Genomic DNA, 15067 nt, shown 5'->3' on the forward strand with positions numbered 1-15067 from the left:
CCCGTCCACGCGAACCTTCAAGCGGCCGAGCACGCTCCGCCGCGCAATCGCTCACGCGCTCGTCTGCCGCGCCCCGCCCGGCTGCCCGGACGCCTCCGAGCGCAGCACGTCGGCCGACACGTCGGCGAGCGTGCGCGTCGCGAGCGAGGCCTCCATCGCCCGCTGCGCGTCGCCGATGTAGCCCGTCAGCGCGCCCTGGATGTGCCGCCCGACGAGGCAGGCCGGATTCGGCGCCTCGCGGTGCAGCGCGAAGAGCTGCGCATCGTCGACCGCCCGGTAGACGTCGAGCAGCGTGATGCCCGACGGCTCGCGCGCCAGCAGCGCGCCGCCGCCCGCGCCGAGTTGCGACGTCGTGAGCCCCGCCGCCGCCAGCATCGACAGCAGGCGGCGAATCAACGCCGGATTCGTGTTCACGCTGCCCGCAATCACGTCAGACGACAGCGGCACGCCTTCCTGCATCGACAACAGCGCGAGCACGTGAACGGCAAACGCGAACCGGCTGCTCGTATTCATGATTCACCTGAAACGGCGCGCTCGCGCACCCCGTTCCGACGACAATGTGTAACCATAATAATTACATTTAATCCGCGATGCAAGCGAAATTCAGCGGCTCGCCGCCGAGCCGCTCGCGGCCGACGCGCCCGATACGCCCAGCGCGGCCGTCTGGCTCCATTGCTGCAGCTTCCGGCCGGCCGTTTCGAGACTCGTGCCGGCCGCGGCGGCGGCCTGCCCGAGCACGGCGGACGCGGCGCCCTGCGCGGCGGCCTGCGCCGAGCTCGCGGTGACGGGCGGCACGGCGGACGCCGCCGACGCGACACCCCGCTTCGCCGCGTCGATCTGCTGATTGACGAAGCTCGCGACCTGGTCGAGCTGCTGCGTCGTCTGCTGGGCGGCATGCGCGGCGGCACTCGCCGCGTTGTCGGGCGGCGCGCTCGCTTGGTCGGGCTTCTTGCATCCGGCCAGCGCAGCGACGGCGACCGCCGCGAGCGCGGCGGCGCGAAGCCGGCTGCGGCCGGCGCGGGAAATGGGTGCGATGGCGTGAACGTGTGCGGTTGCGTCGGCGATCTCGATCGTCATGGCGAATGGCGCGGCAAAGCGGCTCCGTGTGGCGAAAAAGCGATGATACGACGCACCGGCGCGCGCCCAACGGCTTGCGCTTCTTTTTTACATGTCGTTGCCGCATCGGCGGCGCCCCGCCCGACGGGCCGGCGCCCGCGCACGCCGCATCGGCGCGTCCCTCGCGAGACGCCCGTCCATTCATACAAATTCAATTCAAAAAACTTTCATTTTCAAAAAATACACTTCCATGCGGTTCTCACCGCCGTTCGCCGCGCCCGCGCCGGCCACCGGCGGCTCCCGTCGCCCACAACAACTGGATTCCCCATGCCCGCGTTGCCCAATCCCTCCCGCCGCCATGCCTTGAAGATCCTCGCCGGCGCGCCGATGCTGCCGCTTTCCGGCGTCGCGCTCCCCGCCCTGCTCACCGGCTGCGGCGGCGACGAAGACGTCGCCGCCGCGCCGCCCGCCGCGAGCTTCGCGGCGGCCGCGTTCGCGTCGATGGCCGCGCCGACGCTCGCCAGCCCGGCCGCGATGGCGACGACGACGGTCGGCTCGACGCTGTCCGTCTCGTTCACCGACGGCACGTCGCGCGACTACAAGCTCGCGTACCGGCCGTTCTTCGTGACGGGCGACCAGGTGCCCGACGGCAAAGGCGGCACGACCCTCGCGGGCGGCTACTACGACATCGACAACCGGCCGATCGTCGATCGCTCGGCGCCGGGCCAGGCGCGCCAGTTCTACTCCGACTGCCCGGACGGCAGCTCGCTGCTCACGCTCAAGAACGCAAGCGTGCCGGGCGTGAAAGGCAACGCGGTGTTCGCCGTCGTGCAGTTCGAATACACGACGCGCGACCTGGCGAGCGCGTCGCAATACGGCCGGCTGCCGTCGCCGATCGCCGTGCTGACGCTCGACCAGGACCCGGCCACGGGCGCGCTCAAGCTCGTCAAGTATCACAACGTCGACACGTCGGCCGCGCACGGCCTGTGGATCACGTGCGGCGCGAGCCTGTCGCCGTGGAACACGCATCTGTCGAGCGAGGAGTACGAGCCGGACGCGACGAAGGCCGCGACCGACGCGCAGTTCAAGGCGTTCAGCAAGAACACGTTCGGCAGCGAGACGGCCGCGAACCCGTACCACTACGGCCACCTGCCCGAGATCACGGTGAACCCGGACGGCACGGGCTCGTTGCGCAAGCACTATTGCCTCGGTCGAATCTCGCACGAGCTCGTGCAGGTGATGCCGGACCAACGCACGGTGCTGATGGGCGACGACGCGACGAACGGCGGCCTCTTCATGTTCATCGCCGACAGCGCGGCCGATCTCTCGGCGGGCACGCTGTACGTCGCGAAGTGGACGCAGACCTCGTCGATTGGCCCGGGCTCGGCGACGCTCACGTGGATCAATCTCGGCCACGCGACGAGCGCGGAGATCGAGGCGCTCGCGAACCGGCTGACGGCGACCGACATCATGGACGTCGCGACGAAGGACCCGGGCGACGCGTCGTTTTCGAAGATCAACTTCAGCGGCACGTTCAACTGGGTCCGCATCAAGCCCGGCATGACGAAGGCCGCGGCGTTCCTCGAAACGCACCGCTTCGCCGCGTACGCGGGCGGCAGCATGGGCTTCACGAAGCTCGAAGGCACGACGGTCAACGCGAAGGACAAGGTGCTCTATACGGCGATGTCGTACATCCAGAAATCGATGGTTCGCGGCAACGCGGCCGCCGGGCCGGACATCGCGCTCGACCGCGCGATCAACGCGGGCGCCGTCTACGCGCTCAACATGCGCGGCGGGCAACGCGACACGTCGGGCGCGACGATCGCGAGCGAATGGGTGCCCGTCGACATGAGCGCGCCCGCGGCGCTCGTCGGCGAGGATCTCGCCGCGGCCGACGCGCTCGGCAACCTCGCGAATCCGGACAAGATCGCGAATCCGGACAACCTGAAGTACTCGGAGAAGCTTCGCACGCTCTTTGTCGGCGAGGACTCGGGGATGCACGTGAACAACTTCCTGTGGGCGTACAACGTCGACACGAAGCAACTCTCGCGCGTGCTGTCGTGCCCGGCGGGCGCCGAATCGACGGGCCTGCACGCGGTCGACGAGATCAACGGCTGGACGTACATCATGAGCAACCTGCAGCACGCGGGCGATTGGGAATCGCCGCTGCACGACAAGGTGAAGGGCGTGCTCGATCCGCTCGTGCGCGCGAACTACAAGGACCGCTTCGGCGCGAGCGTCGGCTATCTGACGGCCGAGCCCGCCGCGATCCAGCTCAAGAAGGCGTGACCCCGGATTCTCTTCGCCGTCACGGCTGATTCGCCGGCGCTCGATGCCGGGTTGGCGCGATGCCCTCGTGGCACCGCGCCTTTTTTTATGCGCGCTCGCCGCGTGCGGCGGCGCAGCTCGGCGCGAGAACGGCAAGGGAAGGCCGCGTCGGCATTGCTCGGCGTAATCCCAATATTTGGGATGCCCACCTGGACAGTGAACAGGCAAAAAAAAAAGCGCCACGGAGACCGTGGCGCTAAAAAAGTTCTAGCCATTCCGAGGGCCGTGCTAGAACCTGAGAGACTGCATCGAACGTCGTTCCCGACTAAACTAACGAAACAACGTTTCGAAATTTGGAGACATTTTTTCCGTTTCCGGGCGACAAGTCAAGCGAAAAATACATGCCGCCCACGCATTTTCGACTGTGCGCGACCCGACATTTCCCTAATAAACTCAGGGTAAGTGAGTAAGTATTGCGCATCGTGAAAGATTATCGCAAAACGCGCGCACTTTCCGGCATTCGTCTTACAATTGATAAAAATCTGAAATCAAGTTTCGAAAAAGAGAGATTTCCGTGACGACACGCTCCAACGCTCAGGCCATTTCCCGTGAACGGGAAGCCACTTCCGACGAAATCACGGCCCTCGCGCGCGGTTTGGCCGTTCTGCGCCGCATCGCCACCTCCGACGCCCCGGTCAGCAACCGGGAACTGGCAGAATTGACAGGCATCCCCAAGCCAACCGTATCGCGGATCACGGCGACGCTCGTGAACGCGGGCTTCCTGTTCCAGTTGCCCGACAGCGAGCGCTTCGTGCTGACCGCGTCGGTGCTCGAGCTCAGCAACGGCTTCCTGCGCAACTTCGACATCCGCGCGCGCTCGCGGCCGTTCCTCGTCGAGCTCGCCGAAAAGACCTCGCTGTCCGTTCACCTCGCCGTGCGCGACCGCCTCGACATGGTCGCGATCGACGTGATCCGTCCGCGCTCGGCCGTGCTCGTCACGCGGCTCGAGACGGGCTCGCGGATGGACATCGCGCGCACGGCGGTCGGCCGCGCGTATCTCGCGGCGCTCGAGGACGACGCGCGCCGCGAGCTGATCGGCGCGCTGCAGGCCGCGGCGGGCGACGACTGGCCGTTCGTCGTGTCGAGGCTCAATTCCGCGCTCGCCGACATCGCGCAAAACGGCTACGCGATCGCGATCGGCGAATGGCGCGAGGAGCTGAATGCGATCGCGGCGGGCTTCGTCGCGCCGACCGGCCAGCGCTACGCGGTCAACTGCGGCGGCTCCGCGCACCAGTGCACGCCCGATTTCCTGCGCTCGGTCGCGGTGCCGGCGCTGCGCGAGTGCATTGCGAGGATCACGCGCGAGATCGGCGGCTCCGCGTGGCCGAACCGCGCGCCCTGACGCGCGGCCCTTGGCGCGCGTCCTTGCATGCCCTGACACGCCCTGCCCGCCCTTGCGCGCGCGGTGTGCGCCGGCGGCGCATACCGCGTCCGATGCGGCGAACGGCCGCCTTCGCCTTCGCCTTCGCCCTTCGCCCTTCGCCCTTCGCCGGCCGCCCGCAGCCCGCAGCCCGATCCGCCCCGACAACACCCCGCCCCGCCCGATCTGCAACCGCAGCATCTTGCGCGTCATCGCGACACCGTCATCATCCGTTCATCTGTAACGACCGTAATTCGCTGAAAGATAGGGCGCTGGACTGTAACCGTCATGGGGACGTAGCATCATGCAACCCCGCGCCCAAACGGCGCGCCCCGCTCTTTTGCGTCGCGACCGGGCCGCAGTCGGCCCGCGCCGCGCCGCCCGCGAACGCGGCCCGCCCGCGCCTGCCGTAAGCGCTGCACGCCGACTTCCAGATCGAACCGATGGACAATCAAGAAAAGCCCACGCCCCGCTCTCCCGCCCACCCGCCGTCGGGCCCCGAAGCCCCTCGCCCGCGCCGCAAGCTGATCGCGTTCTGCGCGATCGCGGCCGTCGTGGCCGGCGGCCTGCTGTGGTGGCATCCGTGGAAGAGCGGCGGCGACTCGACCGCCGCGAGCCAGCAAAGCGGCGCGCGCAAGCGCGGCGGGCCGGCCGCGCTCGCGAACCTGCCGCAGCCCGTCCAGGTCGCGACCGCGGCGCGCGGCGAGATGCCGATCGTCCTCAATTCGCTCGGCACCGTCACGCCGCTCGCGAACGTGACCGTGCGGACCCAGCTGTCCGGCTACCTGCAGTCGGTGTCGTTCCAGGAAGGCCAGATCGTCAAGAAAGGCGACGTGCTCGCGCAAGTCGATCCGCGCCCGTACGAGATCTCGCTCGCGAACGCGCAGGGCGCGCTCGCGCGCGACGAGGCGCTCCTCGCGACCGCGCGCCTCGACCTGAAGCGCTACCAGACGCTCGTCGCTCAAGACTCGATCGCGAAGCAGACGGCCGACACGCAGGCGTCGCTCGTCAAGCAATACGAAGGCACCGTGCAGATCGACCGCGCGGCGATCGATTCCGCGAAGCTCAACCTCACGTACGCGCGGATCACGGCGCCCGTGTCGGGCCGCGTCGGCCTGCGCCAGGTCGATCCGGGCAACTACGTGACGCCGTCGGACACGAACGGCATCGTCGTCATCACGCAGCTGCAGCCGATGAGCGTCATCTTCACGACCTCGGAAGACAACCTGCCCGCTATCCTCAAGCAGGTGAGCGCCGGCAACAAGCTGTCGATCACCGCGTACAACCGCAACAACACGTCGCCGCTCGAAACCGGCATGCTCGACACGCTCGACAACCAGATCGACACGACCACCGGCACCGTGAAGCTGCGTGCGTCGTTCGAGAACAAGAACAACCTGCTGTTCCCGAATCAGTTCGTCAACACGCGCCTTCTCGTCGACACGATGCGCGACGCGACGATCGTGCCGACGTCGGCCGTGCTCACCGGCTCGATCGGCCAGTTCGTCTATGTCGTGAAGCCGGACAACACCGTGACCGTGCGCAAGGTGAAGCCCGGCCCCGTCGACGGCGAGCGCACGAGCATCGTCGACGGGCTCGCGGCCGGCGAGCGCGTCGTGACGGACGGCTCCGACCGGCTGCGCGAGGGCTCGGCGATCACGGTCCCGGCCGAGCAGCCGAAGCAGGCGTCGGGCGCGAAAGGCGCATCGGCCGCGTCCGGCGCGCACGGCGGGCATCGCCGCCGCGGCGCGTCGCAGGCACAATCGCAATGACGCCGGCTGACCGATGAACCCGTCCCGCGTCTTCATTCTTCGCCCGGTCGGCACCGCGCTGCTGATGGCGGCGATCATGCTCGCCGGTCTCGTCGCGCTGCGCTTCCTGCCGCTCGCGGCGCTCCCCGAGGTCGACTATCCGACGATCCAGGTCCAGACCTTCTATCCGGGCGCGAGCCCCGAGGTGATGACCTCGTCCGTCACCGCGCCGCTCGAGCGGCAGTTCGGGCAGATGCCGTCGCTCAACCAGATGTCGTCGCAAAGCTCGGCGGGCGCGTCGGTGATCACGCTGCAGTTCAGCCTCGACCTGCCGCTCGACATCGCCGAGCAGGAAGTGCAGGCCGCCATCAACGCGGCCGGCAACCTGTTGCCGTCGGACCTGCCCGCGCCGCCCATCTACGCGAAGGTCAATCCGGCCGACGCGCCCGTCATCACGCTCGCCGTCACGTCGAAGACGCTGCCGCTCACGCAGGTGCAGGATCTCGCCGACACGCGGCTCGCGATGAAGATCTCGCAGGTGTCGGGCGTCGGCCTCGTCAGCCTGTCGGGCGGCAACCGGCCGGCCGTGCGGATTCAGGCGAACCCGCTCGCGCTCGCGTCGTACGGCCTGAACCTCGACGACCTGCGCACGACCATCTCGAACCTGAACGTCAACACGCCGAAGGGCAACTTCGACGGCCCGACGCGCGCGTACACGATCAACGCGAACGACCAGCTGACGAGCGCCGACCAGTACAACGACGCCGTCGTCGCGTACAAGAACGGCCGGCCCGTGATGCTGACCGACGTCGCGAAAGTCGTCGCCGGCTCGGAGAACACGAAGCTCGGCGCGTGGGTCGATTCCGAGCCCGCGATCATCCTGAACGTGCAGCGGCAGCCGGGCGCGAACGTGATCCAGACGGTCGACAACATCAAGGCGATCCTGCCGAAGCTGCAGGAATCGCTGCCCGCCGCGCTCGACGTGCAGATCGTCACCGACCGCACGACGATGATCCGCGCCGCCGTGCGCGACGTGCAGTTCGAGCTCGCACTCGCGGTCGTGCTCGTCGTGCTGGTGATGTACCTGTTCCTCGCGAACGTCTACGCGACGATCATCCCGAGCCTGTCGGTGCCGCTGTCGCTGATCGGCACGCTCGCGGTGATGTACCTGTCGGGCTTCTCGCTGAACAACCTGTCGCTGATGGCGCTCACGATCGCCACGGGCTTCGTCGTCGACGACGCGATCGTGATGATCGAGAACATCGCGCGCTACGTCGAGGAAGGCGATTCGGCGCTCGAAGCGGCGCTGAAGGGCTCGAAGCAGATCGGCTTCACGATCATCTCGCTGACGGTGTCGCTCATCGCCGTGCTGATTCCGCTGCTCTTCATGGGCGACGTCGTCGGGCGCCTCTTTCACGAGTTCGCGATCACGCTCGCGGTGACGATCGTGATCTCGGCCGTCGTGTCGCTCACGCTCGTGCCGATGATGTGCGCGAAGCTCCTGCGCCACACGCCGCCGCCCGAGAGCCACCGCTTCGAGGCGAAGGTGCACGCGCTGATCGACCGCGTGATCGCGCGCTACGGCGTCGCGCTGCAGTGGGTGCTGAACCGGCAGCGCTCCACGCTCGTCGTCGCGGTGCTGACGCTCGCGCTCACCGCCCTCCTCTACGTCGTGATTCCGAAGGGCTTCTTCCCGACGCAGGACACGGGCGTGATCCAGGCGATCACGCAGGCGCCGCAGGCGGTGTCGTACGGCGCGATGGCCGAGCGCCAGCAGGCGCTCGCCGCCGAGATCCTGAAGAACCCGGACGTCGTGAGCCTCACGTCGTTCATCGGCGTCGACGGCTCGAACATCACGCTCAACAGCGGCCGCATGCTGATCAACCTGAAGCCGCGCGACGAGCGCAGCGAATCGGCGAGCGACGTGATCCGCTCGCTGCAGCAGCAGGTGGCGAACGTCACGGGCATTTCGCTCTACATGCAGCCGGTGCAGGATCTGACGATCGATTCGACGGTGAGCCCGACGCAGTATCAGTTCATGCTGACGAGCCCGAATGCGGAAGAGTTCGCGACCTGGGTGCCGAAGCTCGTCGAGCGGCTGAAGAAGGAGCCGTCGCTCGCCGACGTCGCGACCGATCTGCAAAACAGCGGCAAATCGGTCTACATCGAGATCGACCGCGCGAACGCCGCGCGCTTCGGGATCACGCCCGCGACCGTCGACAACGCGCTCTACGACGCGTACGGCCAGCGAATCGTGTCGACGATCTTCACGCAGTCGAACCAGTACCGCGTGATCCTCGAATCCGAGCCGCAGATGCAGCACTACACCGATTCGCTCAACGGCATCTACCTGCCGTCGGCGGGCGGCGGGCAGGTGCCGCTCGCTTCGATCGCGACGTTCCACGAGCGGCCGGCGCCGCTTCTCGTGTCGCACCTGTCGCAGTTCCCGGCGACGACGATCTCGTTCAACCTCGCTCAGGGCGCGTCGCTCGGCGAGGCGGTCAAGGCGATCGAGGCGGCCGAGCGCGAGCTCGGGCTGCCCGCGTCGTTCCAGACGCGCTTCCAGGGCGCGGCGCTCGCGTTCCAGGCGTCGCTGTCGAACCAGCTGTTCCTGATCCTCGCCGCGATCATCACGATGTACATCGTGCTCGGCGTGCTGTACGAGAGCTACATCCATCCGATCACGATCCTGTCGACGCTGCCGTCGGCGGGCGTCGGCGCGCTGCTCGCGCTGATGATCACCGGCCACGACCTCGACATCATCGGGATCATCGGCATCGTGCTCTTGATCGGCATCGTGAAGAAGAACGCGATCATGATGATCGACTTCGCGCTCGAGGCGGAGCGCGTCGAGGGCAAGCCGCCGCGCGAGGCGATCTACCAGGCGTGCCTGTTGCGCTTTCGGCCGATCCTGATGACCACGCTCGCGGCGCTCCTCGGCGCGGTGCCGCTCATCGTCGGCTCCGGCGCGGGCTCCGAGCTGCGCCAGCCGCTCGGGATCGCGATCGCGGGCGGGCTCATCGTGTCGCAAGTGCTCACGCTCTTCACGACGCCCGTGATCTACCTCGGCTTCGACGCGCTCGCGCGCCGCATCCGCGGCTTCTTCGATCGCTCCGGCCCGGCGGCCGCGCATCCGGACGCGTAAATGAACCTGTCGCGCCCGTTCATCACCCGCCCCGTCGCGACGACGCTGCTCGCGCTCGGGATCGCGCTCGCCGGCCTGTTCGCGTTCGTCAAGCTGCCCGTCTCGCCGCTGCCGCAAGTCGATTTCCCGACGATCATGGTGCAGGCGTCGCTGCCCGGCGCGAGCCCCGAGACCGTCGCGACGAGCGTGACAAGCCCGCTCGAGCGGCACCTGGGCTCGATCGCCGACGTCTCCGAGATGACGTCGATGAGCTCGGTCGGCAACGCGCGGATCGTGCTGCAGTTCAACCTGAACCGCGACATCGACGGCGCCGCGCGCGACGTGCAGGCGGCCATCAACGCCGCGCGCGCCGATCTGCCGGCGAGCCTGAAGAGCAACCCGACGTACCGCAAGGTCAATCCGGCCGATTCGCCGATCATGGTCGTGTCGCTCACGTCGAAGACGGCCTCGCCCGCGAAGCTGTACGACGCCGCGTCGACGGTGCTCCAGCAATCGCTGTCGCAGATCGACGGCATCGGCCAGGTGAGCTTGAGCGGCTCGGCGAACCCGGCCGTGCGCGTCGAGCTCGAGCCGCACGCGCTCTTTCACTACGGGATCGGCCTCGAGGACGTGCGCGCCGCGCTCGCGTCGGCGAACGCGAACAGCCCGAAAGGCGCGATCGAATTCGGCCCGAACCACTACCAGCTGTACACGAACGACCAGGCGTCTCAGGCGTCGCAGTACAAGGATCTCGTGATTGCGTACCGCAACAACGCGGCCGTGAGCCTCTCGGACGTGTCGAGCGTCGTCGACTCGGTCGAGGACCTGCGCAACCTCGGCCTCGCGAACGGCGAGCGCGCGGTGCTCGTGATTCTCTACCGGTCGCCCGGCGCGAACATCATCGAGACGATCGACCGCGTGAAGGCGGCGCTGCCGCAGCTCACGGCCGCGCTGCCCGCCGACATCAAGGTGGCGCCGGTGCTCGACCGCTCGCGCACGATCCGCGCGTCGCTCGCCGACACCGAGCACACGCTGCTCATCGCGGTGAGCCTCGTCGTGATGGTCGTGTTCCTGTTCCTGCGCAACTGGCGCGCGACGCTGATCCCGAGCGTCGCCGTGCCGATCTCGATCGTCGGCACGTTCGGCGCGATGTACCTGCTCGGGTTCTCGCTGAACAACCTGTCGCTGATGGCGCTCATCGTCGCGACGGGCTTCGTCGTCGACGACGCGATCGTCGTGCTCGAAAACATCTCGCGCCACATCGAGAACGGCACGCCGCGCCTGCAGGCCGCGTTCGACGGCGCGCGCGAGGTCGGCTTCACGGTGCTGTCGATCAGCCTGTCGCTCGTCGCGGTGTTCCTGCCGATCCTGCTGATGGGCGGCATCGTCGGGCGGCTGTTCCGCGAGTTCGCGCTCACGCTGTCGCTCGCGATCGCCGTGTCGCTCGTCGTGTCGCTCACGCTCACGCCGATGATGTGCGCGCGCCTTCTGCCCGAGCCGCACGATCCGCGGGACGAGAGCCGCTTCGCGCGCTGGCTCGAGCGCGGCTTCGAGCGGATGCAGCGCGGCTACGAGCGCACGCTGTCGTGGGCGCTGCGCCATCCGCGCACGATCCTGATGACGCTCGCCGCGACGATCGCGCTCAACGTGTTCCTCTACGTCGTCGTGCCGAAGGGCTTCTTCCCGCAGCAGGACACGGGGCTCATGATCGGCGGCATCCAGGCCGACCAGACGACGTCGTTCCAGGCGATGAAGCTCAAGTTCACCGAGATGATGCGCATCGTGAGCGCGAATCCGAACGTCGCCAACGTCGCGGGCTTCACGGGCGGCACGCAGACCAACTCGGGCTTCATGTTCGTCGCGCTGAGGGACAAGCCGCAGCGCAAGCTGTCGGCCGACCAGGTGATTCAGCAGCTGCGCGAGCCGCTGTCGCACGTCGCGGGCGCGCGCACGTTCCTGCAGGCGGCGCAGGACATCCGGATGGGCGGCCGGCAGAGCAACGCGCAGTATCAGTTCACGCTGCTCGGCGATTCGTCGGCCGATCTGTACAAATGGGGGCCGATCCTGACGGAGGCGCTGCAGAAACGCCCCGAACTCGCCGACGTGAATTCCGACCAGCAGCAAGGCGGCCTCGAGTCGATGGTGACGATCGACCGCGCGACGGCCGCGCGCCTCGGCATCAAGCCCGCGCAGATCGACAACACGCTGTACGATGCGTTCGGCCAGCGCCAGGTGTCGACGATCTACAACGCGCTCAACCAGTACCACGTCGTGATGGAAGTCGCGCCGCAATACTGGCAGAGCCCGGAGATGCTGAACCAGGTGTACGTGAGCACGTCGGGCGGCAGCGCGAGCGGCGCGCAGACGACGAACGCGGCGGCGGGCACCTACGTCGCGACGTCGACGCGCGCGTCGACGGCCGGCACGGCCGCGCAGAGCGCCGCCGCGATCGCCGCCGATTCGGCGCGCAACCAGGCGCTCAACTCGATCTCGTCGAGCGGCAAGTCGAGCGCGTCGTCGGGCGCGTCGGTGTCGACGTCTAAGTCGACGATGGTGCCGCTCTCCGCGATCGCGCGCTTCGGGCCGAGCACGACGCCCTTGTCGGTCAACCACCAGGGCCTGTTCGTCGCGACGACGATCTCGTTCAACCTGCCGCCCGGCGTGTCGCTGTCGAAGGCGACGCAGGTGATCTACCAGACGATGGCGCAGATCGGCGTGCCGCCGACGATCCAGGGCAGCTTCCAGGGCACCGCGCAAGCGTTCCAGCAGTCGCTGAAGGATCAGCCGGTCCTGATCCTCGCCGCGCTCGCGGCCGTCTACATCGTGCTCGGCATCCTGTACGAGAGCTACATCCACCCGGTGACGATCCTGTCGACGCTGCCGTCGGCGGGCGTGGGCGCGCTGCTCGGCCTGCTGCTCTTCAAGACCGAGTTCAGCATCATCGCGCTGATCGGCGTGATTCTCCTCATCGGCATCGTGAAGAAGAACGCGATCATGATGGTCGATTTCGCGATCGATGCGTCGCGGCAAGGCAAGTCGTCGTTCGACGCGATCCACGAGGCATGCCTGCTGCGCTTTCGGCCGATCATGATGACGACGATGGCGGCGCTCCTCGGCGCGCTGCCGCTCGCGTTCGGGCGCGGCGACGGCGCCGAGCTGCGCGCGCCGCTCGGGATCGCGATCGCGGGCGGCCTCATCGTGTCGCAGATGCTGACGCTCTATACGACGCCCGTCGTCTACCTGTACATGGACCGGCTGCGCGTGTGGGCGGAAAAGCGCCGGAACCGCGGGACGTCGGGCAACGCGGCCATCGTGGGCGATTGACGCGCCGAGCGCGCGCGATGCGAGCCGCGCCGGTCGGCCGGCTTCGGCTGCGCGTCGCACGCATGTCGCACGCATGTCGCACGCATGTCGCACGCATGTCGCACGCATGTCGCACGCATGTCGCACGCATGTCGCACGCATGTCGCACGCATGTCGCACGCATGTCGCACGCGGACGGCGCGCGCCGGGCGCGCGGGCCGTCCGCGTCGCCGCCACTCGCAAACTGGGCGATCCCGGACGGGCCGTCCCGGACGGGAGTCCCGAACGGGCCGCCCCATTCTGGCCGTCTCGCCCGGCCCGAACCGCACCGGGCGCGCCGCCCGCCGGCGCATCGCCCGATGCGCGATCGCAGGCGACGCCGCGATGTCACAAATGCTTACGCCTGATACGAAGCCCTTCGCCTATTCATAAATGAGCGGGCCCCGCGCGCGGCGGCAGCACCATCGCGCCGGCGCGCCGCCCGCGCACGCCGCCCGCAGTCGCGATCGGCCGGACCGGAGCGCGCGCGCCGCCATGTGCGCCAGCCCGCCGTCGCACGTCGGCGCTTGATCCGAATCTCGTTTCGGCGCCACCGATCGGACGCGAATTCGGCATACACTTGTACGTTCGTCGTCAGTCCCTCGTTCAGAGGGCGCCATTGACGCAACGCCATGCAAGGAGTGGTTTCATGTCGATGAAGGTACTGCTGATTGGCGCGTCCGGCCGCACGGGCCGCGCGCTCGCGGACCTGCTGCTCAAGCAGCAGGATTTCGAGGTCACGGCGCTGGTGCGCCGGCCGGATTTCGCGCTGCCGGGCGCGAAAGTCGTCGTCGCCGATCTGACGGCGGACTTCTCGTCCGCATTCAACGGAATCACGCACGCGATCTACGCGGCGGGCTCCGCCGAATCCGAAGGCGCGGCCGAAGAGGAGCAGGTCGACCGCGACGCGGTTGCGCGCGCAGCCGAATACGCGAAGGCGCACAACGTGCAGAAGCTCGTCGTGATCAGCTCGCTCTCCGCATACTGGCCGGAGCGCAGCCCCGAGTTCCTGCGCCACTATTCGCAGATGAAGCGCGAAGGCGACGACCGCGTGATCGCATCGGGCATCGACTACGTGATCCTGCGGCCGGGTCCGCTGTCCGACGATCCGGGCGTCGGCAAGATCGCGCTCACCGAGGATCGCCTCGACGACTCAGCGCCCGTCGCGCGACAGGACGTCGCATGGGCGGCGATCGAGGCGATCAAGCTCGGCATCTCGAAGAAGACGATCGGCTTCGTCGGCGGCGGCGTGCCGATCGAGCAGGCGCTGCGCGCCTGAACGAACGAGCCGGGGCGCGCAGCGCGCCGGCCGGCCTCCGCTGCCGGCCTCAGTTGCCGGCACCCGCTGCCGGCCTCAACTGCCAGCCTCAACTGCCAGCCTCAACTGCCGGCATCGCGCCCGGCATGCTTCGCGCTCCGCGCGATGGGCAGCCCTCCTGACACGGCGCCGCCCCCGCCTTGGCCCGCCTCACGCGGCCGCCGCCCACGTCACGGCTGCTTGTGCGACGCCACCCACGCCTTCACCGCGTTCAGCGTGTTCTCGACGTGCTTGTCGGGCGACAGGCTCGTGTACTCGTAGAGGATCTTCCCTTCCGGCGAAATCACGTACGACACGCGGTTCGCCTTCGAAATCGCCGGCAGCTTCGCGTCGTACTCGCGGATGATCTTCGCATCCGGATCGGCGGCGACCGGGAACTTGCTGCGGCACTCGCTGACCGAAAACTTCGTCAGCGTCTCGATGTCGTCCGCCGAGACGCCGATCACCGTCGCGCCATACTGTTTGTAAGCATCGACCGCGTCGGCGAACGCGTGCGCCTCGATCGTGCAGCCGGTCGTGAACGCGGCCGGATAGAAGTACAGCACGACGGGGCCCTTCTTCAGCGCGTCGGCGAGCGAGTACGTGTAAGTCTTGCCGCCGAGCGACGCCTGCGCGCTGAAGTCGGGCGCCGCATCGCCGACCTTCAGCACCGCATGGGCCGCGACCGTGTACAGCGCGAAGAGCGCGGCCGCCGCGCCCGATGCCAGTTTTCGATTCATCTGAGTCCTCGTCTTCGAATGTCCATACGTTCAACAGGGTCCGGCACCCGGCAAGCCGTCCAGTCGCGT

9 protein-coding genes are annotated in these 15067 nt (G+C 68.0%); 6 read left to right on the plus strand and 3 right to left on the minus strand.

Going from position 1 to position 15067, the window contains the following annotated elements; genetic code table 11:
* Window positions 1-51 precede the first annotated feature (51 nt).
* The gene (locus WS78_RS13055) at window positions 52-513 is read right to left on the minus strand and encodes an Rrf2 family transcriptional regulator (RefSeq protein WP_038744772.1); all 462 of its coding nucleotides are present in this window, start codon (window positions 511-513) and stop codon (window positions 52-54) included.
* Window positions 514-603: 90 nt separating this feature from the next.
* On the minus strand, window positions 604-1077 hold the full coding sequence (locus WS78_RS13060) for a hypothetical protein (protein ID WP_038744771.1): 474 nt from the start codon (window positions 1075-1077) through the stop codon (window positions 604-606).
* Between the two features lie 306 nt (window positions 1078-1383).
* Between WS78_RS13060 and WS78_RS13070 the strand changes: the two genes are divergently transcribed.
* From WS78_RS13070 to WS78_RS13095, 6 genes are all read left to right on the plus strand, one after another.
* Window positions 1384-3345, plus strand: coding sequence for a PhoX family protein (locus WS78_RS13070; protein ID WP_059575307.1), 1962 nt, complete (start codon window positions 1384-1386; stop codon window positions 3343-3345).
* A 553-nt stretch (window positions 3346-3898) separates the two neighbouring features.
* Window positions 3899-4726, plus strand: a complete 828-nt coding sequence (locus WS78_RS13075) for an IclR family transcriptional regulator (RefSeq protein WP_038744769.1) — start codon at window positions 3899-3901, stop codon at window positions 4724-4726.
* A gap of 461 nt (window positions 4727-5187) precedes the next feature.
* Window positions 5188-6516, plus strand: coding sequence for an MdtA/MuxA family multidrug efflux RND transporter periplasmic adaptor subunit (locus tag WS78_RS13080; RefSeq protein WP_038744767.1), 1329 nt, complete (start codon window positions 5188-5190; stop codon window positions 6514-6516).
* 13 nt (window positions 6517-6529) lie between these two features.
* Window positions 6530-9640, plus strand: a complete 3111-nt coding sequence (locus tag WS78_RS13085; RefSeq protein WP_059575306.1) for an MdtB/MuxB family multidrug efflux RND transporter permease subunit — start codon at window positions 6530-6532, stop codon at window positions 9638-9640.
* Window positions 9641-12943: an efflux RND transporter permease subunit gene (locus WS78_RS13090; RefSeq protein WP_059575305.1), complete on the plus strand. Its 3303-nt coding sequence runs from the start codon at window positions 9641-9643 to the stop codon at window positions 12941-12943.
* A 667-nt stretch (window positions 12944-13610) separates the two neighbouring features.
* Window positions 13611-14240, plus strand: coding sequence for an SDR family oxidoreductase (locus WS78_RS13095; protein ID WP_038744764.1), 630 nt, complete (start codon window positions 13611-13613; stop codon window positions 14238-14240).
* Between the two features lie 209 nt (window positions 14241-14449).
* Here WS78_RS13095 and WS78_RS13100 read toward each other — a convergent pair whose 3' ends face one another.
* Window positions 14450-14998 carry a peroxiredoxin gene (locus WS78_RS13100; protein ID WP_059575303.1) on the minus strand — a complete coding sequence of 183 codons (549 nt, stop codon included), beginning with the start codon at window positions 14996-14998 and terminating at the stop codon, window positions 14450-14452.
* Window positions 14999-15067: the final 69 nt, after the last annotated feature.

The sequence above is a fragment of the Burkholderia savannae genome (assembly GCF_001524445.2).
Classification (GTDB): Bacteria; Pseudomonadota; Gammaproteobacteria; order Burkholderiales; family Burkholderiaceae; genus Burkholderia; species Burkholderia savannae.